This is a genomic window from Gallibacterium anatis DSM 16844 = F 149, assembly GCF_000379785.1.
GTDB lineage: Bacteria > Pseudomonadota > Gammaproteobacteria > Enterobacterales > Pasteurellaceae > Gallibacterium > Gallibacterium anatis.
Map to the genome: position 1 here is coordinate 1 of NZ_KB903701.1, position 23,082 is coordinate 23,082.

Genomic DNA, 23,082 nt, shown 5'->3' on the forward strand with positions numbered 1-23,082 from the left:
CGCCTCATCACCAGGCATCTCTACCAAGATGCCGTGGACAACGCCAATGCAGTGAGAGTATCGAGGCAGGGCAGAAAACTTTACCANCGCCGAGCAGAAACCGTAGAGCGCAGCTTTGCGGATGCCAAACAACATCACGGANATCGCTATGCTCGTTATAGAGGATTATCCAAAGTGCAAATGCAATGCTTCCTTGCGGCAATGGCACAAAATATCAAGAAAATTGCCCTNGTGGTATGGGCTATTTTGTCTTATTTATGGCGTCAATTTTACTTGTTTGAGGCATGGGTAAAACAATCAGCGAAAATGACCGCTTGCCCAGTTATCTGAAAGGAAAAGCAAGCGAAAAGTAACAAAGTAAAAAAAACAAACCCACTTTTATCAAATGATTTTGGAAAGGTGGGTTTGTCAGCGGTCTGAGACCGCTTTAATAGCGGTCTTTTTTGTTGTTGTAATGCGCACGAACGGGTTAAGCAAAATTAAAACTTTGTAGAACCGATAATGGAAAACGTTTTCCGGTAAGATAATCCTGTAAAGCCTGCCAAACCAACGGATTACGAGCTGCATTACCGGGCTGTTGAATATAATGCTGAAATTCATCAATTGTCAGTCATAATGCCCCACTGATGTCGCTGTCGTGCGGTTGTGTTTCTAGGCATTGCTCCAGTTCGACAATAAAAACAAAACGGAAATAATCTTTCCCGGAACGAGGTGCGTGCCACTGATAAACTCCTAATAATTGCTGCATTTCGGCAGTAATACCGGTTTCTTCAAACAATTCACGTTTTGCCCCTTCTAATAAAGTTTCATTTTCCTCAAGATGACCGGCGGGCTGATTGAGTGTCATCTTGCCATATTCAAACTCTTCAACAAATAAAAACTTATCCTGACAATGCACAACGCAAGCCATTGTAATACGTGGATTTAACATAGTTACTCCTTAATTTTAAGTTTTAAACGAGTCAATAATTGTTCTATTTCGTTTGAATTTAATGAATAACTGCAGCCAAGTTGCAGTTGGGGAAAATCGAAAAGATTCAAACCTGCGGTTGCTATGCGGATTAGGCGTAAAGTTGGGTAACCGATATGTGCGGTCATTCTCCGAACTTGACGATTTCTACCCTCGTGAATAGCGATCTCTAACCAGCTGGTCGGGATTGTTTTTCGCTCTCTAATTGGTGGATCGCGTTGCCATAAATTTTGCGGTGGCGGAATGAATTTGACTAGCACCGGCAGTGTTTTGCCGTCTTTCAAGATAACGCCTTGCCGTAACGCTTCAAGATCTTGCTCAGATGGAACGCCCTCCACTTGAACCCAATACGTTTTTTTTGATTTAAATGCCGGTGTGGTTAATCGATGTTGAATTTCGCCACAGTTAGTTAATAATAGTAAACCTTCGCTATCACGATCCAAACGTCCGCAAGGATAGATATCAGGAATATGAATAAAATTTTTTAATGTTTTGCGCCCTTGTTCATCAGTGAATTGTGTCAATACGTCGTATGGTTTATTAAAAAGCACTACTTTAATTTGTTCTAACTGCAATTTTGGCTTTTCAGTGTGCCGATAACCTGTTTTTTTATGATGGGGATAAAATTTTTTCATAATAGTTTTTAAAAAAATGTTAAAAATGTGATGTAGTTAACTTGTCTATTATGCAGTTTATTTTATACTAAAAGCCGTTTTCTGTATTACTGATTGCATTTACTTTTGCAAAGGGCAAAGACAATCAGCGATTTTCTTTTTTTCTAACTGAAAAGGGCAAATTATGCAAACTCATATCCAAAAACCAACTCAAGGCGAAAAAATTCAACTCAATACAAATGGTCAATTAACTGTTCCGGATCAACCGATTATTCCTTTTATCGAGGGGGATGGTATTGGGGTTGATGTTACGCCGGCAATGAAAAAAGTGATTGATGCCGCTGTTGAGAAGGCTTACGGCGGTAAACGTAAAATTCAGTGGATGGAAATTTATGCCGGTGGTAAGGCAAATCAATTATATGGTGGTGACACTTGGTTGCCAGATGAAACCGTTGCGGCGATTCGTGAATACCACGTTGCCATTAAAGGGCCGTTGATGACCCCGGTCGGTGGCGGTATTCGTTCTTTGAATGTGGCGATGCGTCAAGGTTTGGATCTTTATAACTGCTTGCGTCCAATTCGTTATTATGAAGGTACGCCAAGCCCGGTTAAACATCCTGAATTGGTTGATATGGTGATTTTCCGTGAAAACTCTGAAGATATTTATGCCGGAATTGAGTGGGTTGCCGGTTCAGCAGAAGCTAATAAGGTGATTGAGTTTTTACAAAAAGAGATGGGCGTGAAGAAAATTCGTTTCCCTGAAGATTGCGGAATTGGGGTTAAACCGGTTTCAAAACAGGGTACACAACGTTTAGTACGTGCTGCATTGCAGTATGTGATTGATAATAATCGTGATTCTTTAACTATTGTACATAAAGGTAATATTATGAAATTTACCGAAGGTGCATTTAAAGAATGGGGTTACCAAGTGGCGGCGGAATTCGGGGCAACTTTAATTGATAAAGGCCCGTGGATGAAATTGACCAATCCGAAAACCGGCAAAGAAATTGTGATTAAAGATTGTATTGCGGATGCTTTCTTGCAGGAAGTTCTTCTTCATCCGACAGAATATGATGTGATTGCAACATTAAACTTGAATGGTGACTATATTTCTGATGCGTTAGCAGCTCAAGTGGGCGGTATCGGTATTGCGCCGGGAGCAAATATCGGTACAGAAGCAGCGATTTTTGAAGCAACCCACGGTACTGCGCCGAAAATTGCTGGTAAAAATATCGGTAATCCGGGCTCATTGATTTTAAGCGGTGAAATGATGCTTCGTCACTTAGGCTGGTTTGAAGCCGCAGATTTGGTGGTGAATGCCGTTTCTAAAACGATTGCCAATAAGACAGTAACCGCAGATTTCGCAGATATGTTGGAAGGTGCAACTTTACGTTCTACCGACGGCTTTGCTGATGATATTATTGCCAATATGGCATAAGCACTTCACTGAATTGATATCGTTTGAAAAAGTCTTGCTTTTGCTAAATGAAAGCAAGACTTTTGTTTTGGGAAATTTTTTGATGGTCTGATTATTGATTGAGTTGTTTGTATTTATCCACCCAAAGTGCAGTTGCACCACAAACTGCAACCGGCATTACGATGAAATTTAATAACGGAATAAATGTACAGGCGGCAACTAAACTGCCGAAAGTAACATTCAATACACGATGTTGAGTTAATTGCTGCTGCATTTGTGGAAAGGCGATTTTGTGGTTATCAAACGGATAGTCGCAGTATTGAATGGCGAGCATCCACGCGGTGAACAGGAAAAACAGCACAGGAACAATAGTTTGCCCGATAGCCGGAATAAACCCGAGAATAAAGAGCAAAATGAAACGTGGCAAGCTGTACCATAATTTTTGCCATTCACGTTTCATCATTCGAGGTAAATCTTTGATGAAATCCATAATGCCATCATCATTGCCTTGTTGTTTGGTCAGTAACAATTCCACTTTTTCCGCAAGCAGCCCATTAAATGGAGCAGCGATAAAACCGGCTAATGTGGTAAAAATAAAATAGTAGACTAATAGAATCATAATGACGGCTAAAGCAGTAATAATGTAATTTAGCCAATCCAACCACGCCGGCATAAAAGAGAGCATCCAAGTGGTTAAATCACCGATTTGATTCATTAACAACCAGAAGACAAAGCTAAGCAACACGATATTGAGCACAATGGGCATAATGACGAAGCGTTTTAACCCTTTTTGGCGAATTAAATGCCAGCCTGTTACAAAATAGTGCCAGCCTTGTTCGATTTCTGAATAATTCACGATATTTTCCTTATTTTTAATGTGATAAATAATGTTTTAAATCTGCTAATGCTTGATGTGCGTCAGCTACGCCTAAATCATACATTGCTTGAATTTTGACAGGATCTTTCTCAATTCGTTTAATCGGCAACGTTTTTGAGGGTCTAAAGACAAAAATTTCTCCTTTTTTATCGGCTTCGATCACCTGTTCAACACGTTGATTATAATTGAGATAACGTTGTGCCAAGCTAGCGACTAAATTTGGGTATTTCGCATAAAACAGTTTAAATAATAATGGATTAACCGCTTTTTTACGATATTCCAAAGGGCGCGTCAGGATAACAATGATTTTGTCATAGCCTAATTGTCGACATTTTTCTAACGGGATACTGTCGGCAATGCCGCCATCCAAATAGCGTTTGCCATCAATTTCAACCATTCTAGAAACAAAAGGCATTGCGGAAGTGGCACGTAAAACTTCCATTTGTTCAAAAATATGCGAGAGCTTGACATATTCAGCCTGACCGGTATCGACATTGGTCAGTGTGGCATAGAAATCAATGCCGGAATCAATAAATGCTTGCTCATCAAAACGATCGATATTTATTGGCAAATCATAAAAAGCGAAATCTTTGTTTACGATATTGCCGGTGGTGATTAAGCTGTGTAACCCCATATAACGTTTGTCATTCAAATATTTCAAGTTGTAACGTAACGCCCGACCTTTCTGTTTTGAGGGATAATTTACGCCGAATAACACACCTGCCGACACGCCGACAATACCATCGACGTGAATATCCTGTTCTAAAAAAACATCTAAAATACCGGCGGTATATAGCCCTCGCATTGCCCCGCCTTCTAATACCAGACCTACTTTCATTTTTCCCTCTCTATTTTGTGGATTTTTGATCTTAGCGATAACTTTATGGAATGTCTATGTAGGTTTTTGCAAACAAGAAGGAAAAAATATGGTAAGCTAATAGGCGTTTACGCTACAATAATCAACGTTTTAGCCATAAATAAATTGGGTGAGTTACAATGGATTTACAGCAAATTTTAATTATGCTTGGAGTGCTTGCATTAGGCGTTCTAATCGGGCACGGAGTTTGGTCTAGCCGTCGTGAAAAAGCGCAGTTTGTAAAATCTGCCCAGCAATTTGAGCGTCAGCATCGTCCGCCGCATTCACCACAACAAGCACAGGCTTCGGTTTATGGTCAGGATGTACAAACACCGCATAATCCCTATTCTCAAAATGTAGCGCCGGTAACTCGACAACCTCAGCAAGCGAATTATGGAATGGCACAACAACCGATGCAACAACCGGTTGATTCAGTTCAACCTATGGCTCAACCTTCGCCGTATCAAACCCAATTACCATTGGATGAACAGGAAACGGTAGCACCAAGTTATGAAGAAAGAACGGCAAGAAGTGTTGAGAGTATTAAAATTACATTGCCAAATTCAACAACGCAAACTCAGACCAATAATGTTGAAACTGTAAAAATGAATGCGTCTGTGCAAAATTCAGTGTCTTATGAAGCGCCGAAAGAATCGGTTGCCGAACCAATTTCTCAAGTGGAAGCGAGAGCGGTATATCAACAGCAGCAGGAAAATGTTGTGCAGGCAGAGCCGGAGCAACCTCAGCAACGTGTTGCTACTGAAGAACAGAGCAGTGTCATTGCAAATGAAGCACCACAGAAAAAACCTGATTTTATTATGTTGTATGTGGTTGCACCGGAAAATCGTCAATTTTATGGTGTTCATATTCAAGAGATTTTGGAAGAGCTTGGTTTTATTTTCGGGGAATACAATATTTATCACCGTCATTTAGATGTAAATATGGTGAAAAGTCCGATAATTTTCAGTGTGGCAAATATGGTGCAGCCCGGAACATTTGATCCTAACAATATGGAGAATTTTTCTACGATTGGCTTAACATTATTTATGCGATTGCCGTCTCCGGCGAGTGATATTGTGAACTTTAGAATGTTATGTCGAGCAGCGGAAACATTGGCAGAAAAATTGAATGGTTTCGTTTTAAATGATAAACGTGAAATTTTTGATGATAACAGTCGTGATCGCTATTTGCAGATGTTGGGAGCGCCTAATTCTTAAAGTAGTTGAGCAGAAATAGCGGATATAAAAATAGCACCTTTGCGGTGCTATTTTTTTGCTTATTTATTGGTTAATGCTGTCATTAAACCGGCTCTAAATCTCCACAGAAACGATAACCTTCGCCGTGGATAGTCGCAATAATTTCCGGTGTATCCGGATGTTCTTCAAAGTGCTTACGAATGCGACGAATGGTGACATCCACCGTTCTGTCATTCGGTTTCAAATCACGACCGGTCATTTTTTTCAATAGATCATCGCGAGTTTGAATTTTACCCGGGTTTTCACAGAAGTGAAGCATTGCACGAAATTCACTGCGTGGCAGTTTTTGCGCTACGCCATCAGGATTAATCAATGTACGGCTGTTAATATCTAATGTCCAACCGTTAAATTGATATTTTTCAATATGTTTTTGGCTATTTGCATTTTTATCCTGCATTGTGCGTTGTAACAGATTGCGAGTACGGATAGTTAATTCTCTTGGGTTAAATGGCTTGGTGATGTAGTCATCCGCACCGATTTCTAAACCAAGAATACGATCCACTTCGTTATCACGACCGGTTAAAAACATTAATGCAATATTGTTTTGCTCACGTAATTCACGCGCTAGTAACAAACCATTTTTACCCGGTAGATTGATATCCATAATCACTAAATTTATTTTCTGTGCAGCAAGTTGTTGGTTCATTTGAGCACCATCAACAGCTTCAAATACCCGATAACCTTCTGCTTCAAAAATATTTTTAAGCGTGTTACGTGTCACCGCTTCATCTTCGACAATCAGAATTTTAGGTGTCATAGCTTATATCCTTAAAAATTAAATTTAACAAATCGTTCATCAAATCAAAAAATTGCCCAGTATTTTAACGAGCCGAACTCATTGCGACAATAATAAATGTTAAATTTGTTACATTATAGGGAAATTTTATGATCTAAGTCAGAAGATTGAACAATAATTTTTCCTTAGTATTTCAAAAGAGAAATACTAAGGAATAAGGGCAAATTAATGTTCCCTCGTTTTAAAGAAAACAACGTCCGGATAACGTTCTTGAGTAAGATTTAAATTGACCATTGTTGGCGCAATATAGGTTAAGTTATCGCCACCGTCTAAGGCTAAATGTTGTTCATTTTTGCGTTTAAATTCTTCAAATTTTTTATTATCTGAACATTCCACCCAGCGAGCGGTCGCAACATTGACCGTTTCATAAATTGCTTCTACGTTATATTCCGTTTTTAAACGTGCAACAACAACATCAAATTGCAAAACACCCACCGCACCTACGATTAAATCATTATTAATCAGTGGGCGGAAAACCTGCACCGCGCCTTCTTCGGAAAGTTGAACCAGTCCTTTTAATAACTGTTTCTGTTTTAGTGGATCTTTCAAACGAATACGGCGGAACAGTTCCGGTGCAAAATTCGGAATACCGGTAAATTTCAGCTCTTCGCCTTGAGTAAAGGTATCACCGATTTGGATTGTTCCGTGATTATGTAAGCCAATGATGTCACCGGCGTAACTCTCTTCCACGTGGCTGCGATCACCGGCCATAAAGGTTAAGGCATCAGCGATGACAACATCTTTCCCAATGCGGATATGGCGAAGTTTCATCCCCTTTTCATATTTACCGGAAACAATTCTTAAAAAGGCAACACGGTCGCGGTGTTTTGGATCCATATTAGCTTGAATTTTGAAGACAAAGCCGGAAAAATTTTCTTCGGTAGCTTCTACAGTACGTACATCAGTTTGACGTGATTGTGGCGCCGGTGCCCATTGTGTTAAGCCATCCAGCATATGATCAACCCCAAAATTACCGAGCGCAGTTCCGAAAAATACCGGCGTTAATTCACCTTTAAGGAAAGCATCCAAATCAAATTTATTGCTTGCCCCTTGGATCAATTCCAACTCATCGCGTAACTGTTGCGCTAAATCGTCACCAACAGCTTGATCCAATTCCGGATTATTTAAGCCTTTGATAATACGAACTTCCTGAATGGTGTGTCCTTGCCCGGTTTGGTATAAATAGGTTTCATCTTTATAAAGATGGTATACGCCTTTGAACAATTTACCGCAACCAATTGGCCAAGTGATTGGGGCACAATTAATTTTTAGAACGTTTTCCACCTCATCCAATAATTCCATCGGATCACGAATATCTCGGTCGAGTTTATTCATAAAGGTCAGGATCGGGGTATCTCGTAAGCGAGTGACTTCCATTAGTTTGATAGTACGTTCCTCAACCCCTTTAGCGGCATCGATAACCATCAAGCAGCTATCGACAGCGGTTAATGTACGATAAGTATCTTCCGAGAAGTCTTCGTGCCCCGGTGTATCCAATAAATTCAGCAAACAGTCATTATATGGAAATTGCATTACGGAGGTGGTAATGGAAATTCCACGTTGCTTTTCCATTTCCATCCAGTCGGATTTTGCGTGTTGATTAGAACCTCGACCTTTTACTGTGCCGGCGGTTTTGATGGCTTGCCCATAGAGTAATACCTTTTCTGTGATGGTAGTTTTCCCGGCATCCGGGTGAGAAATAATCGCAAAAGTTCTGCGTTTATTGACTTCTTCTAAGAATGTTTGAGTTGTCATAAAGTAAATATGTTCTTGAAATAAAAGAGATATTCAAAAAAATGACTTTCCCTTCAAGAGCAAAGGGAAAGTCGGACTATTAATAAAATTTATTTGATGGTGACTTTGGCAAATTTGCGTTTACCTACTTGGTAAACGGCAGTAGAAGCAGAAATAACAAGTTTGCTATCTTCTACTTTTTCGCCGTCAATTTTCACGCCACCTTGTTTAATCATACGTAACGCTTCGGATGTTGAAGAGACCAAATCCGCTTCTTTTAATAGGTTGGCAATAGGCATTTCACCTTCAAAAGTGAATTCAGGCATCTCATCCGGCATTGCGCCTTTTTGGAAACGTTCAATGAAAGTTTGTTCCGCTGCATCTGCTGCCGCTTTATCGTGAAAACGTTCGATCAACTCTTTTGCTAAGAGAATTTTTACATCACGCGGGTTACGACCATTGGCAACATCTTGTTTTAATTGAGCAATTTCGTCCAAGGAACGGAAAGAGAGCAGATCATACCAACGCCACATCAATTCATCGGAAATTGACATCACTTTGCCAAACATATCATCAGGTGCTTCGGAAACGCCGATATAGTTACCTAATGATTTTGACATTTTTTTCTCGCCGTCAAGACCTTCCAAAAGCGGAAGTGTGATTGCTACTTGAGGTTTTAAACCGCGAGCTTTTTGTAATTCACGACCAACCAATAAATTGAATTTTTGGTCGGTTCCGCCAAGTTCAACATCTGCTTCTAAAGCAACAGAATCATAACCTTGTAATAAAGGATAGATAAATTCGTGGATGGCGATAGATTGATGATTAGAAAAACGTTTTTTGAAATCATCTCGTTCCAACATACGTGCAACGGTATATTGAGAAGCTAAACGAATCATTCCTTCTGTACCAAGTTCACCTAACCAAGAAGAGTTGAATACAACGTGAGTTTTTTCCGGATCCAAAATTTTATAAATTTGTTGTTTATAGGTTTCCGCATTGCGTAATACATCTTCACGAGTAAGTGGTGGACGAGTGGTGTTTTTGCCGGAAGGATCGCCGACCATACCGGTAAAATCACCGATTAAGAAATAAACTTCGTGGCCTAATTGTTGGAATTGACGCAATTTGTTTAATACAACAGTATGGCCGAGGTGGATGTCCGGTGCTGTTGGATCGGCTCCAAGTTTAATTTTTAATGGACGATTTTCCTTAAGTTTTTCAATAAGATCTTCTTCAGAAAGTACTTCATCTACGCCGCGCTTTAATTCCGCGAGAACTTGATTTATATCTGTCATAACAGTCCCTAAAAAATAAATAAAAATAACGACTTTTCCATTATAAAGGTTATTTATTAAATAGAAAGCATACAAGAGGAAATAGCTGTGCTTTAGGCAAAAAAAAAGCCTCTTTTTGTGGGTAAAAGAGGCAAAGTGTTGGAGTGATTATCAAAATTTATGGTTTAAATATAAATGAAAATAATTCTCAACAAAAGAGGAATTACAAATATTTACATTTGTAATGAATGATAGAACGAAATCAGGTTGTTAATGAGTTATCAAAATGATGTAACTTCTTGTTCAGCTATTTGAAAAATTGCTTTTTTTTATTAAAAAATTGCCCTTTTTTCTTAATTTAGTGATACAGTTAATCGACTTGATCTTAGGCATATTAAGATCAATTTATGGGAGGATAAACACTTATCCTGATGAATAATGAGCTGATTTTTAAGGAATAATTATGCTAATTGGTGTACCTAAGGAGTTGCTCGATAAAGAATGTCGTGTGGCGGCAACGCCTAAAACCGTCCAACAGCTTAAAAAGCTCGGTTTTGATGTGATTATTGAGCAAAATGCCGGTTTTAAAGCAAGTTTTGAAGATCACGCTTTTGCTGAAGCAGGAGCGAAGATCGGGAAAGCCGATGATGTTTGGCAAGCAGACATCATTTTAAAAGTTAATCCACCAACAGACGATGAAATTGCAAAGATCAAAGAAGGTGCAACGCTAATTAGCTTTATTTGGCCTGCGCAACATCCTGATTTAATGAAAAAATTGTCTAGCAAAAAAATTAATGTGCTAGCAATGGATGCGGTGCCGCGTATTTCTCGTGCACAATCATTGGATGCATTGAGTTCAATGGCAAATATCGCCGGTTATCGTGCGGTTGTGGAGGCAGCGCACGAGTTTGGTAGTTTCTTTACCGGGCAAATCACTGCTGCAGGTAAAGTGCCGCCGGCAAAAGTATTGGTTATCGGTGCCGGCGTTGCCGGATTGGCAGCAATCGGAGCGGCTAACAGCCTTGGTGCAATCGTTCGTGCATTTGACTCTCGTCCGGAAGTAAAAGAACAAGTTGAAAGTATGGGCGCCTCTTTCCTTGAAATTAATTATCAGGAAGAAGGCGGTAGCGGTGATGGTTATGCTAAAGTGATGTCGGAAGAGTTTAACCGTCGTGCAATGGCACTTTATGCGGAACAGGCAAAAGAGGTTGATATTATCATTACTACTGCACTGATTCCGGGCAAACCGGCACCGCGCTTGATTACAAAAGAGATGGTTGAAAGTATGAAACCGGGTAGTGTGATTGTCGATTTGGCAGCAGCTACCGGCGGTAACTGTGAACTTTCTAAAGCGGATGAAGTGGTTATTACAGAAAATCAAGTCAAAATTATCGGTTATACCGATTTACCAAGTCGCTTGCCAACTCAATCCTCTCAGCTTTATGGCACTAACTTAGTCAACTTATTGAAACTCTTGTGCAAAGAGAAAAACGGCATCATCAATATTGATTTTGAAGATGTGGTTCAACGTGGCGTTACCGTTATTCGTGATGGTGAAGTGACGTGGCCGGCACCTCCAATAAAAGTTTCTGCACAACCGCAAAAACCGAAAGCGGCAGTGAAAGAAAAAAAAGCAGAGGAAAAACCGGCAAATCCGGCACGTAAATGGGGATTATTAATTACTGCTATCGTGCTATATATGTGTGTGGCTTCGGTTGCGCCGGCAGCGTTTTTATCTCACTTTACCGTATTCGTGCTTTCTTGTGTTGTCGGTTACTATGTAGTGTGGAATGTCAGCCACGCCCTACATACTCCGTTAATGGCAGTAACCAATGCAATTTCCGGTATTATTATCGTTGGTGCATTGCTACAAATCGGGCACGGGCATTTTATTGTCAGTCTGTTAGCGTTTATCGCGATTTTGGTTGCAAGCATTAATATCTTTGGTGGCTTCAAAGTAACACAAAGAATGTTGGCAATGTTCAGAAAAGGTTAAGGAGTCAATGATGTCTGAAAGTTTTGTGCATGCAGCCTATATCATTGCTGCGGTATTGTTTATTATGAGTTTGGCAGGGTTATCCAAACACGAAACTGCAAAAGCCGGTTGTTGGTACGGTATTATCGGGATGACAATTGCGCTATTTACAACAGTATTCGGCCCACACACTCACGGACAGTTTTGGATCATCATTGCGATGATCATTGGTGCTATCCTCGGTATTCGCAAAGCATTGAAAGTTGAAATGACAGAAATGCCGGAGTTGGTTGCTTTATTACATAGTTTTGTTGGTTTAGCGGCAGTGCTTGTTGGCTTTAACAGCTATTTATCTCACGGCGTAACTGATCCGACACTGGAAAATATTCATAATATTGAAGTGTTCTTAGGCGTCTTTATCGGTGCGGTAACTTTTACCGGTTCTATCGTCGCATTCGGTAAATTACGCGGTATCATCAAATCTAAAGCATTGATGTTGCCACATCGTCATAAATTAAACTTGCTTGCGTTAATTGTTTCTTTCCTTTTAATGCTCTGCTTCTTGAATGAACCTGCATTGTTACCATTGATATTAATGACAATTATTGCATTGGTTTTCGGTTGGCACTTGGTTGCCTCCATCGGTGGTGCGGATATGCCGGTTGTGGTTTCAATGTTGAACTCCTATTCCGGATGGGCAGCAGCGGCAGCAGGTTTTATGCTAAGTAATGATTTATTGATCGTTACCGGTGCATTGGTCGGTTCTTCAGGGGCAATTCTTTCTTACATTATGTGTAAGGCGATGAATCGTTCATTTATCAGCGTGATTGCCGGCGGTTTCGGTAATGATGTTGTAGCGAAGAGCGATGAAGAACAGGGCGAATATCGTGAAGTGAAGGCGGAAGAAGTGGCGGAAATGTTGAAGAATGCGAGTTCCGTTATCATCACTCCGGGATATGGGATGGCAGTAGCGCAAGCTCAATATCCGGTAGCGGATATTACTCAAAAATTGCGTGAAAAAGGCATCAATGTCCGTTTTGGTATCCATCCGGTTGCAGGACGTTTGCCGGGGCATATGAATGTGTTGTTGGCAGAAGCTAAAGTGCCTTACGACATTGTGTTGGAAATGGATGAAATCAATGATGATTTCGCCGATACCGATGTGGTATTGGTGATCGGGGCGAATGATACAGTAAACCCAGCCGCACAGGATGATCCTAGCAGCCCAATCGCAGGTATGCCAGTATTGGAAGTGTGGAAAGCACAAAATGTTGTGGTGTTTAAACGTTCAATGAACACCGGCTATGCGGGCGTACAAAATCCATTATTCTTTAAAGAAAATACGCAAATGCTATTTGGCGATGCGAAAGAGAGTGTGGATAATATTCTTAAAGCATTAAATTAATTTAAGCTTAAATAAAAATCAAAGGGTTACTAAAATGGTAGCCCTTTTTTATCTCGTCAATTTTTGTTCGGTTTAGGCAAATAAAATGATGGAACAATGGCAATCTCTTGTTTGTGAAATTGAGAAATCTGATATTTTCTAAAGTTTATTTAATAAACAAGTGATTTTAGAAATATCTTTTGCTTAACGGCAAAATATGATAAAACTAGCCTTCTTTTTTGGAATTATTGATAGGGAAAACTATGTCAAACTTACAACAAATTATTGAAGAAGCATTTGAAAGACGTGCTGAAATTACTCCAACTACAGTGGATGCAGCAACAAGAGCTGCAGTTGAAGAGGTTATTCAAGATCTTGATAAAGGTAAACGTCGTGTTGCTGAAAAAGTGAATGGTGATTGGGTGGTCAATCAGTGGTTAAAGAAAGCCGTGTTACTCTCTTTCCGTATTAACGATAATCAGATTGTCGATGGTGCTGAAACCAAATATTACGATAAAGTACCAATGAAGTTTGCGAATTATGATGAAGCGCGTTTTAAACAGGAAGGTTTCCGTGTGGTTCCACCAGCGGCAGTACGCCAAGGTGCATTTATTGCTAAAAATACGGTATTGATGCCGTCTTACGTCAATATCGGCGCTTATGTAGATGAAGGAACAATGGTTGATACTTGGGCAACAGTCGGTTCTTGTGCACAAATTGGTAAAAATGTTCATTTATCCGGCGGTGTTGGAATTGGTGGTGTATTAGAACCATTGCAGGCAAATCCAACTATTATCGAAGATAACTGTTTTATCGGTGCAAGATCTGAAATTGTGGAAGGTGTGATTGTCGAAGAAGGTTCTGTCATTTCGATGGGTGTGTTTATTGGTCAAAGTACCAAAATTTATGATCGTGAAACCGGAGAGATCCATTATGGTCGTGTGCCGGCAGGTTCGGTGGTCGTTTCAGGTAGTTTGCCAAGCAAAGATGGTTCACATAGCTTATATTGTGCGGTAATTGTGAAAAAAGTTGATGCAAAAACACGCGGAAAAGTAGGAATTAATGAATTATTAAGAACAATTGATGAGTAATTCTCTAAAAATTGTTGTCTAAGAAAAGCCTGTTTTGCAAAAAACAGGCTTATTTTTAATCGATCCTAACGAATGGATTACATCATTAACTCAAGAAGGAATTTGTAATGAAAAAAACATTATTAGCTACATTAGTTTTAGGTACGTCTTTGGCTTTAACAGGTTGTTTTGATAAAGATACTAAAGAATCTGCAACTAATGCTGCTACAAAAGCAGTAGAAGATGTTAAACAAGCAGCAAGTGATGCTAAAGATGCTGCGAAAGAAGCGGTTACTGATGCAAAAGATGCAGCAGCAGCGAAAGTTGAAGAAGCTAAACAAGCTACAGCAGAAAAAGTGGATGCAGCTAAAGAAGCTGTAGGTGAAGTGAAAGATGCGGCAGCAGCGAAAGTTGAAGAAGCCAAACAAGCTACAGCAGAAAAAGTGGATGCAGCTAAAGAAGCTGTAGGTGAAGCGAAAGATGCGGCAGCAGCGAAAGTTGAAGAAGCTAAACAAGCTACAGCAGAAAAAGTGGATGCGGCTAAAGAAGCAGTAGGTGAAGCGAAAGATGCGGCAGCTACAAAAGTGGAAGATGCAGCCAAAGCTGTTGCTGATAAGGCAGAAGAATTAAAAAGCGAAAATAAATAATACCTGACAGTTGTTAGGTTTTACGGATGAAAGCTGGTATTCGGATGAATATCAGCTTTTTTTGTAAGATGCGGAGTGAAACAGATCACGTTAAAACGATCTTAACTGAAATTTTTCAGCGAATTACAGCGGTTTTCAGTTTAGTAAAATGAAAAATAAAGTAAATTTTCGGTTATGACTATGATGAATAAAGAAAAAGAGCGATTTTACGTGGGAAATTGGTGAAAAAATGATAAATGTGACATCTATTTTTGTCACAACAGCCACCAAAACAGCCACCAAAAAAATAGCTATTTTTTCGAGAAAAAATTTCGGTTTTACAGCCACCAAACAGCCACCAAGAGAGAAATTAATAAAGTAACGTTATAAATGAAAAATGTAAGATATTGATTTGAAAGGATATAAATGGTGCCCGGGGCGAGACTTGAACTCGCACAGCTCGAAAGCCGAGGGATTTTAAATCCCTTGTGTCTACCGATTCCACCACCCGGGCAAATATTTATGTTTTATGGAGGCGTGTCCCGGAATCGAACCGAGCTCCACGGATTTGCAATCCGGTGCATAACCTCTCTGCTAACACGCCATTTATTGGAGCGGGAAACGAGGCTCGAACTCGCGACCCCGACCTTGGCAAGGTCGTGCTCTACCAACTGAGCTATTCCCGCATAGTTTTAAATGGTGCCCGGGGCGAGACTTGAACTCGCACAGCTCGAAAGCCGAGGGATTTTAAATCCCTTGTGTCTACCGATTCCACCACCCGGGCGTTTGGAGCGGGAAACGAGGCTCGAACTCGCGACCCCGACCTTGGCAAGGTCGTGCTCTACCAACTGAGCTATTCCCGCTTAGATTAATTATGCTAACAGCATCGCTAATCAACGAGGCGCATTTTACGGAATTGAATTTTTTTGTCAAACGATTATTTTTAATTTCTTGTTTGATTGATGAAAAAAGAAACTCATTAATTAAAGATTAAAAATTAATGCCGTTTTTTTACTCATAAATGTGAATAATTTGATGATTTGCATAGAATCCCTTTTCTGTCATATCAGTTTATGCAAGAATGACGAGCTTGATATAAAAATATTTTAAATTTTATTAGGAATCATTATGGCACAACAATCAATAGATACTTTATTAGTACAGCTGGGCAATCGTACTGATGAAACGACCGGCGCTGTTGCAACTCCCATTCATCTTTCAACTGCATTTGGTCATACCGACATTAAAGGAATTGCCAAAGATAATTTCGACTATATCAGAACTAAAAATCCGACTCGCCAAGTATTGGAAGACGGTATTGCCCGTTTAGAACAAGGCGATCGTGGCTTTGCCTGTTCATCAGGTATGGCGGCTATTCAACTGATTATGAGTTTGTTTACCAGCCCGGATGAGTGGATTATTTCTAGTGATGTTTATGGCGGTACATATCGTTTATTGGATTTTTGTTACAAAAATAATCACGGGGTTAAACCGGTTTACGTCAATACGGCCTCTTTGGAAGAGATTGAAGCGGCAATTACACCGAATACAAAAGCAATTTTTGTGGAAACGCCATCCAATCCATTGATGGAAGAGTGCGATGTTGCCGCCATTGCTAAAGTAGCAAAAGCACATAATTTGTTATTGATTGTGGATAATACTTTTTTAACGCCTGTGTTGTTTAGACCGATTGAGCACGGCGCGGACATTGTTATTCACAGTGCCACTAAATATATCGCCGGGCATAATGATGTGTTGGCAGGATTGATCGTGGCAAAAGGGCAAGAACTTTGTGATCGCCTATATTATATGCAGAATGGTGCCGGTGCTGTATTGGCTCCGTTTGATTGTTATTTAACCATTCGAGGATTAAAAACACTCTCACTGCGTATTGAACGTCATCAACAAAATGCGAAACAAATCGCAGCATTTTTAAATGATTTGGATGATGTTACCGATGTGCTTTATCCGAATAAAGGTGGAATGCTCTCGTTCCGCTTGCGTGAAGAAAAATGGGTCGTGCCGTTTTTGAAAGCATTAAAATTAATTACTTTTGCTGAAAGTTTAGGCGGCACAGAAAGTTTTATTACTTATCCGGCAACACAAACCCATATGGATATTCCGGAAGAGGAGAGAATAGCGCGCGGCGTGTGTAATCGCTTATTACGTTTTTCAGTCGGTCTGGAAAATATTGAAGATATTAAAGCGGATATTCAGCAAGCATTGCAGGCAGCGAAAAACTAGCTTTTCGATAGCACACCGTAGCGTGTGCTATTTTTTTAAACGCTCTCTTGGTCTTATTCAAAATGATTTTATGCTAAACTTAGCTCCTTTTTAAAAGCGTTATTTAGTCGAATGAAAAAATTTCTCATCTTTTTATTGGTTTTAATCGTTAGTGCAGCAGTGGCGGCAACATTGATTTATCGTCATCTCACTCAGTTATTGACATTACCGATTTCGCATCAGCCGGAGCAGTTATTCACGATTGAGAAAGGAACGAGCAGTAAACAGTTTTCCGAGTTGTTATTGCAGCAAGGTTTGATCGACAAAAAGATTTGGGGTTTACCTTATCTATTTAAACTTCATCCGGAATATACTTTGAAAGCCGGCACATTTTCGCTTAAGAATATCAATAATCTTGAGCAATTATTGTTGTTGATACACAGTGGCAAAGAGGCTCAATTTTCTTTGACGTTGCCGGAAGGTACGACATTCCAACAGTGGAAAGCAACATTAGCAGAAGCACCGCATCTTCAACACAGTTTAAAAGATAAAAGTGAAGCCGAAATTTATCAGCTTTTAGCTTTGCCAAAAGAGGCGGTGAAAGTCGGTAAACTTGAAGGTTGGCTTTATCCTGATACCTATTATTACACAGCGAACTCAAGCGATCTTGCCTTGTTAAAACGTGCTGCGGATAAAATGCAGAAAACCTTGCAGCAGGCGTGGGCGCAACGAGATAAATCTTTGCCGTTAAAATCGGAATATGAGTTGTTAATTTTAGCCTCAATTATTGAAAAAGAGAGTTCTATTGTGTCGGAACGTCCACAAATTGCCTCTGTTTTTGTCAATAGATTAAAACGAGGTATTAAGTTGCAGACCGATCCGACTGTAATTTACGGTATGGGTGAGCATTATCAAGGCAATATCCGTAAGCAAGATTTGAACGAGGCAACACCATATAATACCTATATTATTGAAGGATTACCGCCTACACCGATTGCAATGCCGGATAAATCATCATTGGAAGCAGCAGCAAATCCGGCGGATACGGATTATCTCTATTTTGTTGCTGATGGCAGCGGTGGGCATAAATTCAGCCGTTCATTAAATGAACATAATCGCGCGGTGCAGCAATATTTACGCTGGTATCGAAATTGGAAAGCACAACAAGGAAATAAAGAATGACAGCAAAATTTATCGTACTGGAGGGCTTGGAAGGCGCCGGCAAAACCAGTGCAAGAGAGACCGTAGTGGCTGTACTGAAAGAACTAGGTATAAAGGAGTTCGTATTCACGCGTGAACCGGGTGGCACACCACTGGCGGAGAAATTACGTCAATTAATCAAGCAGGGCGAAGGTGATGAAGTTATTACTGATAAAGCAGAATTATTAATGCTTTATGCTGCCCGAGTTCAGTTGGTGGAAAATGTGATTAAACCGGCATTGAAGCAAGGTAAATGGGTTATCGGTGATCGACACGATTTGTCATCACAGGCTTATCAAGGCGGCGGACGTGGTTTGGACGCTAATTTGCTGATGACCTTAAAACAGGCGGTGTTGGGTGATTTTATGCCTGATTTAACGCTCTATTTAGATGTTGATCCTGAAATAGGATTGGCAAGAGCGCGTAGTCGAGGGGAATTGGATCGTATTGAACAGCAGCAGATAGATTTTTTTCAGCGTACTCGGCAGCGTTATTTGCAGTTGGTTGAGGCGGATGAGAAAAGTGTTACCATTGATGCCAATTTAGACTTTCCTGAAGTAAACAAACAACTTAGACAAGCAATTACGCAATGGTTTCAACGACAGAAATAGCGGATTTACCGTGGATATTTCCGATTTATCAGCAAGTTACGCAGGCATTTTCCGCCGGTTACGGTCATCATGCACTGTTAATTCGCAGTGCTAATGATAATGGTGCCGAGCAATGCTGTTTTGCATTAGCGCAATGGTTGTTGTGTGAAGATAAACAGGCGGCGCAAGCGGCTTGTGGGCATTGCCGTCAATGCCAACTTTTTTTGCACCATTCTCACCCTGATTTTTATTTGATTCATAGTGAAGAAGGTAAAAAAATCAGCGTTGATACGATTCGTGAAGTGACGGATAAACTCTCACGCCGCAGTCAGCAGCAGGCAGCAAAAGTGGTCTATCTACAAGGCGTGGAACAGCTGACGGAAGCAGCCGCTAATGCATTGTTGAAAACGTTGGAAGAGCCGACAGAAGATAGCTATTTTATTTTGCAGACGAATGTCGAACATCGTGTGTTGGCAACGATTCAGAGCCGTTGTCAGCAATGGGCGTTGCCATTACCGACAATACCGCAAGGCATAGATTGGTTACAACAGCAAGGCTTTTCTGATGTTGAGCAAATGAAAACAGCATTATTGATGAATTATCAACGCCCATTTGCGGCAAAAATCAGTTTAGAAAAGGGAGAAATTGCGCAACGGCTCACCTTTTTACGGCAATTCTGGAAATTTTATCGCAATAAAAATGTACTTATGTTGTTGCCTTATTTTGAAGCAGAACAATCAGTTACACAGCTTAATTGGCTGGAAGCTTTTTTGTTGGATGCTTTGAAATGCAGTTTGCATATTGATCAAAATTTGTTATGCCGAGATTTACAATCCGGTATCAGCGCATTTGCGCAGGCGGTGCCGACATTAAAAATTTATCGTGCGTTGCTGATTGTGCGACAAATGCGAGCGGATTTAATGTCGATTAACGGCGTCAATCAAGAACTGATTATTACAGATGGACTTATTAAAATTATAGAACAGGTATTTGAAGGTTAAAAAATGTTTATTGTAGATTCCCATTGTCATTTGGACGCATTGGATTATGACACGTTGCACAAAAATGTGGATGATGTGTTGGAAAAAGCGAAACAGCGAGATGTGAAGCACTGTTTAGCTATTGGTGTCGGCATTTCTCGTTTTCATCAGTTACAACAGCTGTTATCGCATCGTAATGACATTTCTTACTCTTGTGGCGTGCATCCATTGGATATTGGCGAAGAGGTATTCGACAGCGCTAAATTGAGAGAGATTATTGCCTTGCCGGAAGTGGTGGCAGTGGGTGAGATTGGGCTAGATTACTATTACAGTGCAGATAATAAGCAGGAACAACAAGATTGCTTTGCACAGCAGATTGAGATTGCCAATGAATTTAACAAGCCGGTGATTATTCATACCCGTTCTGCCGGAGAGGATACCATTCGCTTGTTGCAGCAACACCACGCTGAACGTTGCAGCGGTGTAATTCACTGTTTTACGGAAAATCAATGGTTTGCCGAGCAGGCGTTGGCATTAGGTTTTTATATTTCCGTTTCCGGTATTATTACCTTTAAAAATGCGGAAGATATTCGCCAAGTGATCCGTCAAGTGCCGCTTGAACGTCTATTAGTGGAAACCGATTCGCCTTACCTTGCACCGGTGCCATATCGTGGCAAACAAAATCAGCCGGCTTATGTCAGAGAGGTGTGCGAATATGTTGCCACTTTAAAAGGCATTTCCACCGAAGAGTTGGCACGAATTACCACCAATAATTTTAGCAACTTATTTGGCGTTAATTTGTCACAATAATGTGCTAGGATAAAGCAACGTTATCATAGAGATGAGGAAATAATTATGGCTCAACATTCTAAATTACGCCGTTTTTTCTTTTGGTTTTTCCTGTTGGTTACTTTATGTGTGCATTTGATTTTGGCGGCAGGAGTGAACTACACCTTCCCAAGTTATGCGATTAAAGAAGTCACTGGTGTCGAAGTCAAACGTGTTGATAAAGATGGTCCGATTACCAAATCCAACCCGGCGGACGGCCCGACTCGCGATGTTTATTATATTTATACCCAAGAGCCAAAAACCGACAAAGTGATGGTCTATCGTAATGAAGATACTCGTTGGGGATTTCCATTCTATTTTAAATTTGATTCCGCTAACCTGCAGGCTAAAGCACAGGCTTTCGCCAATGAACGTAAATTGGTAGAAGTGAAATATTATGGTTGGCGTATCACAATGTTTGATGAATTCAGTAATGTGGTGTCGATTAAAGAGGTCGCAGAAGATGCTACCGCTTCAAAACCAATCGTAAGTTATATTTTGTATGCATTGTTGTTGGTAACACTATTTTTATCGATTCAATTTATTCGTGGCTGGTTTGATAGTGAATAAAAAAGGAGTAGTTAAGAAGATGAATAAAAGAGCGTTATTAGGGCAAATTTTTTTGGTGGCAGGGATGTTTCTTATTGGGCAAGTTCAAGCCGATAATAGTACATCAACACAGTTGGATACTTTAACCAAGGTAAGTTATCAGGTTACAACAGAAACAGTGGTTAAAGAAGACAAAGTTCAGGTTGTGCTAAATACGCAAATTCAGACAAATAAATTGACTAAGAAAGTAAATCAAACACTCGAACAGCGCATTGAGGATCTAATCCCGGTGTTAGCACAGCATTATCCGGCGTTGAGAGTGGTGGGAAATCAGCGCAATAGTTATGCAAATTATAGTAATGAGGGCAAAGTGAACGGTTGGACGCTGGCAGCCGACATCACACTGGAAAGTGATGATTTTTCACAAGTTGCTATGTTTATTTCCGAATTACCTAATGATTTTAGAGTGAAAAATACAAACTTCTTTGTTTCTACAGAAATGCGTAAACATCAGGAAGTCGAAATGGTAAAAACCTTATTAGCTTTGGCACAACAACAAGCAGAAGTGATTAAAACTGAATTACACCGTGAGCAATATCATATTATCAATATTAATTTGAATAATTCAGGGTATATGGCAGCTCGCGCAGCCCCTATGCGGTTAGCAAAAGCACAGGAGGTTGAAAATAGCTTAGGATTTACGCCGGGCGAAACCCACTTAACAATGAGTGCAGATGTTGTGATTTCGCTATCTGAAAAATAGAAATTCGGTTACAATTTTATTCTTATTCCTGCAATTATTTTGGAGAAATTAATGAAAGTTGCAAAAAATCATGTAGTAGGCATTGCTTATCAAGTTCGTACTGAAGATGGTGTGTTGGTAGACGAAGCACCGGCAAATCAACCGTTACTTTATTTACAAGGCCATAATAATCTTGTGATCGGTTTAGAAAATGCGTTGGAAGGCAAAGAAGTCGGTGAAAAATTCGATGTGAAAGTATCACCACAGGAAGGTTATGGTGAATATAACGATAATTTAGTGCAACGTGTGCCGAAAGATGTGTTCCACGGTGTGGATGAATTACAGGCGGGGATGCGTTTTATTGCTGATACCGACATCGGACCGTTACCGGTTGTGATTACTGAAGTAACGGATGAAGATGTAGTAGTTGATGGTAACCATATGCTTGCCGGTCAAACTTTATTATTCACTGTTGAAGTTGTTTCTGTGCGTGAAGCTACAGCAGAAGAGATTGCACATGGTCATTTACATCAAGAAGGTGAGGGGTGTTGCGGAGGACATCATCATCACGATGATGAAGATGGCTGCTGCGGAGGTGGACACGGTGGCTGTGGCTGCGGTGGGCATCATCATCACTAATTGACAGCAAGATTAAATCTTGGATTAACGCCTGATATGTGATCATATTGGGCGTTTTTTATTTTACTTTTTTATGGTTGTTCTCCGCAAAGATAGGAAAAATAAAGTGAATTTTTAAAAGTAATATGACACACAAATCATTTAGAGCTAATCAATCAAGTCTAAAACAGTTTCGGGAATTTGTTCGGGATAGGGAATAAAAACCTGCTTATGCCGGCTTAATTCGCCTTTGCGTAATTCAATTGGCATATAGGACAAAATAGTTGGTCTTTTTGCACTTTATGCCTTTATAGGACAAAATAGTTGGTAAAGATTATTCTGGATGATCTTTACCAGCTTTTTTTATTTAAAAAATCCTGTATAAACAGTATCTTATGTTTTCTTGTTAAACCACTGTGAGGGCGTAATTTATCCTTAAGTTCTTTAAATAGCCCTTCAATCCTATTTGTTGTCTTTTCAATATTTAATTCCGGATATTC

General features: G+C 40.0%; 21 protein-coding genes, 5 tRNA genes and 1 pseudogene. 15 read left to right on the forward strand and 12 right to left on the reverse strand.

Annotated elements, in window-relative coordinates; translation table 11 throughout:
• A partial coding sequence (locus tag A3EO_RS12750) for a transposase (RefSeq protein WP_018346517.1) occupies window positions 1-330 on the forward strand: 330 nt, incomplete at its 5' end.
• Between the two features lie 139 nt (window positions 331-469).
• Here the strand turns inward: A3EO_RS12750 and A3EO_RS0106710 are convergent.
• Together A3EO_RS0106710 and A3EO_RS0106715 are read right to left on the reverse strand one after the other, a co-directional pair.
• A pseudogene (locus A3EO_RS0106710) lies at window positions 470-931 on the reverse strand (NUDIX hydrolase).
• A 2-nt stretch (window positions 932-933) separates the two neighbouring features.
• Window positions 934-1,605, reverse strand: a complete 672-nt coding sequence (locus A3EO_RS0106715) for a pseudouridine synthase (protein ID WP_018346518.1) — start codon at window positions 1,603-1,605, stop codon at window positions 934-936.
• Between the two features lie 163 nt (window positions 1,606-1,768).
• Between A3EO_RS0106715 and icd the strand changes: the two genes are divergently transcribed.
• The gene (icd, locus tag A3EO_RS0106720; protein WP_018346519.1) at window positions 1,769-3,022 is read left to right on the forward strand and encodes an NADP-dependent isocitrate dehydrogenase; all 1,254 of its coding nucleotides are present in this window, start codon (window positions 1,769-1,771) and stop codon (window positions 3,020-3,022) included.
• Window positions 3,023-3,113: 91 nt separating this feature from the next.
• Here the strand turns inward: icd and cysZ are convergent, their stop codons facing one another.
• Entirely contained in the window at window positions 3,114-3,857 is a 744-nt protein-coding gene (gene cysZ, locus A3EO_RS12755; protein WP_018346520.1) for a sulfate transporter CysZ, read from the reverse strand.
• Between the two features lie 16 nt (window positions 3,858-3,873).
• Complete coding sequence (locus tag A3EO_RS0106730; RefSeq protein ID WP_018346521.1) at window positions 3,874-4,716, reverse strand: patatin-like phospholipase family protein; 843 nt, start codon at window positions 4,714-4,716, stop codon at window positions 3,874-3,876.
• Window positions 4,717-4,874: 158 nt separating this feature from the next.
• Between A3EO_RS0106730 and zipA the strand changes: the two genes are divergently transcribed.
• Window positions 4,875-5,951, forward strand: a complete 1,077-nt coding sequence (gene zipA, locus A3EO_RS0106735) for a cell division protein ZipA (RefSeq protein WP_018346522.1) — start codon at window positions 4,875-4,877, stop codon at window positions 5,949-5,951.
• Between the two features lie 82 nt (window positions 5,952-6,033).
• Here zipA and arcA read toward each other — a convergent pair whose 3' ends face one another.
• The 3 genes from arcA to tyrS form a co-directional block, all read right to left on the reverse strand.
• The gene (arcA, locus tag A3EO_RS0106740; RefSeq protein ID WP_013745335.1) at window positions 6,034-6,747 is read right to left on the reverse strand and encodes a two-component system response regulator ArcA; all 714 of its coding nucleotides are present in this window, start codon (window positions 6,745-6,747) and stop codon (window positions 6,034-6,036) included.
• A gap of 204 nt (window positions 6,748-6,951) precedes the next feature.
• The gene (gene prfC / locus A3EO_RS0106745; protein WP_018346523.1) at window positions 6,952-8,541 is read right to left on the reverse strand and encodes a peptide chain release factor 3; all 1,590 of its coding nucleotides are present in this window, start codon (window positions 8,539-8,541) and stop codon (window positions 6,952-6,954) included.
• Window positions 8,542-8,630: 89 nt separating this feature from the next.
• Window positions 8,631-9,818 (reverse strand): tyrosine--tRNA ligase, encoded by a 1,188-nt coding sequence (tyrS, locus tag A3EO_RS0106750; protein WP_013745333.1) that lies wholly within the window; start codon window positions 9,816-9,818, stop codon window positions 8,631-8,633.
• A 442-nt stretch (window positions 9,819-10,260) separates the two neighbouring features.
• Here tyrS and pntA point away from each other — a divergent pair, with 442 nt between their 5' ends.
• The 4 genes from pntA to A3EO_RS0106770 all read left to right on the forward strand — a co-directional run bounded on the left by pntA (window position 10,261) and on the right by A3EO_RS0106770 (window position 14,873).
• Window positions 10,261-11,793, forward strand: a complete 1,533-nt coding sequence (gene pntA / locus A3EO_RS0106755) for a Re/Si-specific NAD(P)(+) transhydrogenase subunit alpha (RefSeq protein ID WP_018346524.1) — start codon at window positions 10,261-10,263, stop codon at window positions 11,791-11,793.
• Window positions 11,794-11,803: 10 nt separating this feature from the next.
• A complete protein-coding gene (pntB, locus tag A3EO_RS0106760; RefSeq protein ID WP_013745331.1) occupies window positions 11,804-13,177 on the forward strand; it encodes a Re/Si-specific NAD(P)(+) transhydrogenase subunit beta in 1,374 nt (457 codons plus the stop codon).
• Between the two features lie 242 nt (window positions 13,178-13,419).
• Window positions 13,420-14,247, forward strand: a complete 828-nt coding sequence (gene dapD, locus A3EO_RS0106765) for a 2,3,4,5-tetrahydropyridine-2,6-dicarboxylate N-succinyltransferase (RefSeq protein WP_018346525.1) — start codon at window positions 13,420-13,422, stop codon at window positions 14,245-14,247.
• 107 nt (window positions 14,248-14,354) lie between these two features.
• Window positions 14,355-14,873, forward strand: coding sequence for a hypothetical protein (locus A3EO_RS0106770; RefSeq protein WP_018346526.1), 519 nt, complete (start codon window positions 14,355-14,357; stop codon window positions 14,871-14,873).
• Window positions 14,874-15,279: 406 nt separating this feature from the next.
• Here the strand turns inward: A3EO_RS0106770 and A3EO_RS0106775 are convergent.
• The 5 genes from A3EO_RS0106775 to A3EO_RS0106795 all read right to left on the reverse strand — a co-directional run bounded on the left by A3EO_RS0106775 (window position 15,280) and on the right by A3EO_RS0106795 (window position 15,715).
• A tRNA-Leu gene (locus A3EO_RS0106775) sits at window positions 15,280-15,366 on the reverse strand.
• 16 nt (window positions 15,367-15,382) lie between these two features.
• A tRNA-Cys gene (locus tag A3EO_RS0106780) sits at window positions 15,383-15,456 on the reverse strand.
• A 6-nt stretch (window positions 15,457-15,462) separates the two neighbouring features.
• Window positions 15,463-15,538: transfer RNA gene (locus tag A3EO_RS0106785), tRNA-Gly, on the reverse strand.
• Between the two features lie 11 nt (window positions 15,539-15,549).
• A tRNA-Leu gene (locus A3EO_RS0106790) sits at window positions 15,550-15,636 on the reverse strand.
• Between the two features lie 3 nt (window positions 15,637-15,639).
• Window positions 15,640-15,715 (reverse strand) — tRNA-Gly (locus A3EO_RS0106795).
• Between the two features lie 265 nt (window positions 15,716-15,980).
• On the opposite strand from A3EO_RS0106795, the gene A3EO_RS0106800 reads away from it, so the two are divergent.
• From A3EO_RS0106800 to slyD, 8 genes are all read left to right on the forward strand, one after another.
• The gene (locus tag A3EO_RS0106800; protein ID WP_018346528.1) at window positions 15,981-17,096 is read left to right on the forward strand and encodes a methionine biosynthesis PLP-dependent protein; all 1,116 of its coding nucleotides are present in this window, start codon (window positions 15,981-15,983) and stop codon (window positions 17,094-17,096) included.
• A gap of 111 nt (window positions 17,097-17,207) precedes the next feature.
• Window positions 17,208-18,257, forward strand: coding sequence for an endolytic transglycosylase MltG (gene mltG, locus A3EO_RS0106805; protein WP_018346529.1), 1,050 nt, complete (start codon window positions 17,208-17,210; stop codon window positions 18,255-18,257).
• Complete coding sequence (gene tmk / locus A3EO_RS0106810; protein ID WP_018346530.1) at window positions 18,254-18,886, forward strand: dTMP kinase; 633 nt, start codon at window positions 18,254-18,256, stop codon at window positions 18,884-18,886. Before mltG ends, tmk begins: the two co-directional genes overlap by 4 nt.
• On the forward strand, window positions 18,865-19,866 hold the full coding sequence (holB, locus tag A3EO_RS0106815; protein ID WP_018346531.1) for a DNA polymerase III subunit delta': 1,002 nt from the start codon (window positions 18,865-18,867) through the stop codon (window positions 19,864-19,866). Before tmk ends, holB begins: the two co-directional genes overlap by 22 nt.
• 3 nt (window positions 19,867-19,869) lie before the next feature.
• Window positions 19,870-20,655: a YchF/TatD family DNA exonuclease gene (locus A3EO_RS0106820; protein WP_018346532.1), complete on the forward strand. Its 786-nt coding sequence runs from the start codon at window positions 19,870-19,872 to the stop codon at window positions 20,653-20,655.
• A gap of 45 nt (window positions 20,656-20,700) precedes the next feature.
• Window positions 20,701-21,243, forward strand: coding sequence for a DUF1523 family protein (locus A3EO_RS0106825; RefSeq protein WP_018346533.1), 543 nt, complete (start codon window positions 20,701-20,703; stop codon window positions 21,241-21,243).
• Window positions 21,244-21,262: 19 nt separating this feature from the next.
• Window positions 21,263-21,985 (forward strand): SIMPL domain-containing protein, encoded by a 723-nt coding sequence (locus A3EO_RS0106830; protein WP_018346534.1) that lies wholly within the window; start codon window positions 21,263-21,265, stop codon window positions 21,983-21,985.
• Window positions 21,986-22,036: 51 nt separating this feature from the next.
• Window positions 22,037-22,603, forward strand: coding sequence for a peptidylprolyl isomerase (slyD, locus tag A3EO_RS12760; RefSeq protein ID WP_018346535.1), 567 nt, complete (start codon window positions 22,037-22,039; stop codon window positions 22,601-22,603).
• Window positions 22,604-23,082: the final 479 nt, after the last annotated feature.

Bases quoted from the DNA above. Each gene is read 5' to 3' on its own strand.
- A3EO_RS0106715 (WP_018346518.1), bottom strand. From the start codon at position 1,605: ATGAAAAAATTTTATCCCCATCATAAAAAAACAGGTTATCGGCACACT.
- icd (WP_018346519.1), top strand. From the start codon at position 1,769: ATGCAAACTCATATCCAAAAACCAACTCAAGGCGAAAAAATTCAACTC.
- A3EO_RS0106730 (WP_018346521.1), bottom strand. From the start codon at position 4,716: ATGAAAGTAGGTCTGGTATTAGAAGGCGGGGCAATGCGAGGGCTATAT.
- zipA (WP_018346522.1), top strand. From the start codon at position 4,875: ATGGATTTACAGCAAATTTTAATTATGCTTGGAGTGCTTGCATTAGGC.
- arcA (WP_013745335.1), bottom strand. From the start codon at position 6,747: ATGACACCTAAAATTCTGATTGTCGAAGATGAAGCGGTGACACGTAAC.
- prfC (WP_018346523.1), bottom strand. From the start codon at position 8,541: ATGACAACTCAAACATTCTTAGAAGAAGTCAATAAACGCAGAACTTTT.
- tyrS (WP_013745333.1), bottom strand. From the start codon at position 9,818: ATGACAGATATAAATCAAGTTCTCGCGGAATTAAAGCGCGGCGTAGAT.
- pntA (WP_018346524.1), top strand. From the start codon at position 10,261: ATGCTAATTGGTGTACCTAAGGAGTTGCTCGATAAAGAATGTCGTGTG.
- pntB (WP_013745331.1), top strand. From the start codon at position 11,804: ATGTCTGAAAGTTTTGTGCATGCAGCCTATATCATTGCTGCGGTATTG.
- dapD (WP_018346525.1), top strand. From the start codon at position 13,420: ATGTCAAACTTACAACAAATTATTGAAGAAGCATTTGAAAGACGTGCT.
- A3EO_RS0106770 (WP_018346526.1), top strand. From the start codon at position 14,355: ATGAAAAAAACATTATTAGCTACATTAGTTTTAGGTACGTCTTTGGCT.
- A3EO_RS0106800 (WP_018346528.1), top strand. From the start codon at position 15,981: ATGGCACAACAATCAATAGATACTTTATTAGTACAGCTGGGCAATCGT.
- mltG (WP_018346529.1), top strand. From the start codon at position 17,208: ATGAAAAAATTTCTCATCTTTTTATTGGTTTTAATCGTTAGTGCAGCA.
- tmk (WP_018346530.1), top strand. From the start codon at position 18,254: ATGACAGCAAAATTTATCGTACTGGAGGGCTTGGAAGGCGCCGGCAAA.
- holB (WP_018346531.1), top strand. From the start codon at position 18,865: ATGGTTTCAACGACAGAAATAGCGGATTTACCGTGGATATTTCCGATT.
- A3EO_RS0106820 (WP_018346532.1), top strand. From the start codon at position 19,870: ATGTTTATTGTAGATTCCCATTGTCATTTGGACGCATTGGATTATGAC.
- A3EO_RS0106825 (WP_018346533.1), top strand. From the start codon at position 20,701: ATGGCTCAACATTCTAAATTACGCCGTTTTTTCTTTTGGTTTTTCCTG.
- A3EO_RS0106830 (WP_018346534.1), top strand. From the start codon at position 21,263: ATGAATAAAAGAGCGTTATTAGGGCAAATTTTTTTGGTGGCAGGGATG.
- slyD (WP_018346535.1), top strand. From the start codon at position 22,037: ATGAAAGTTGCAAAAAATCATGTAGTAGGCATTGCTTATCAAGTTCGT.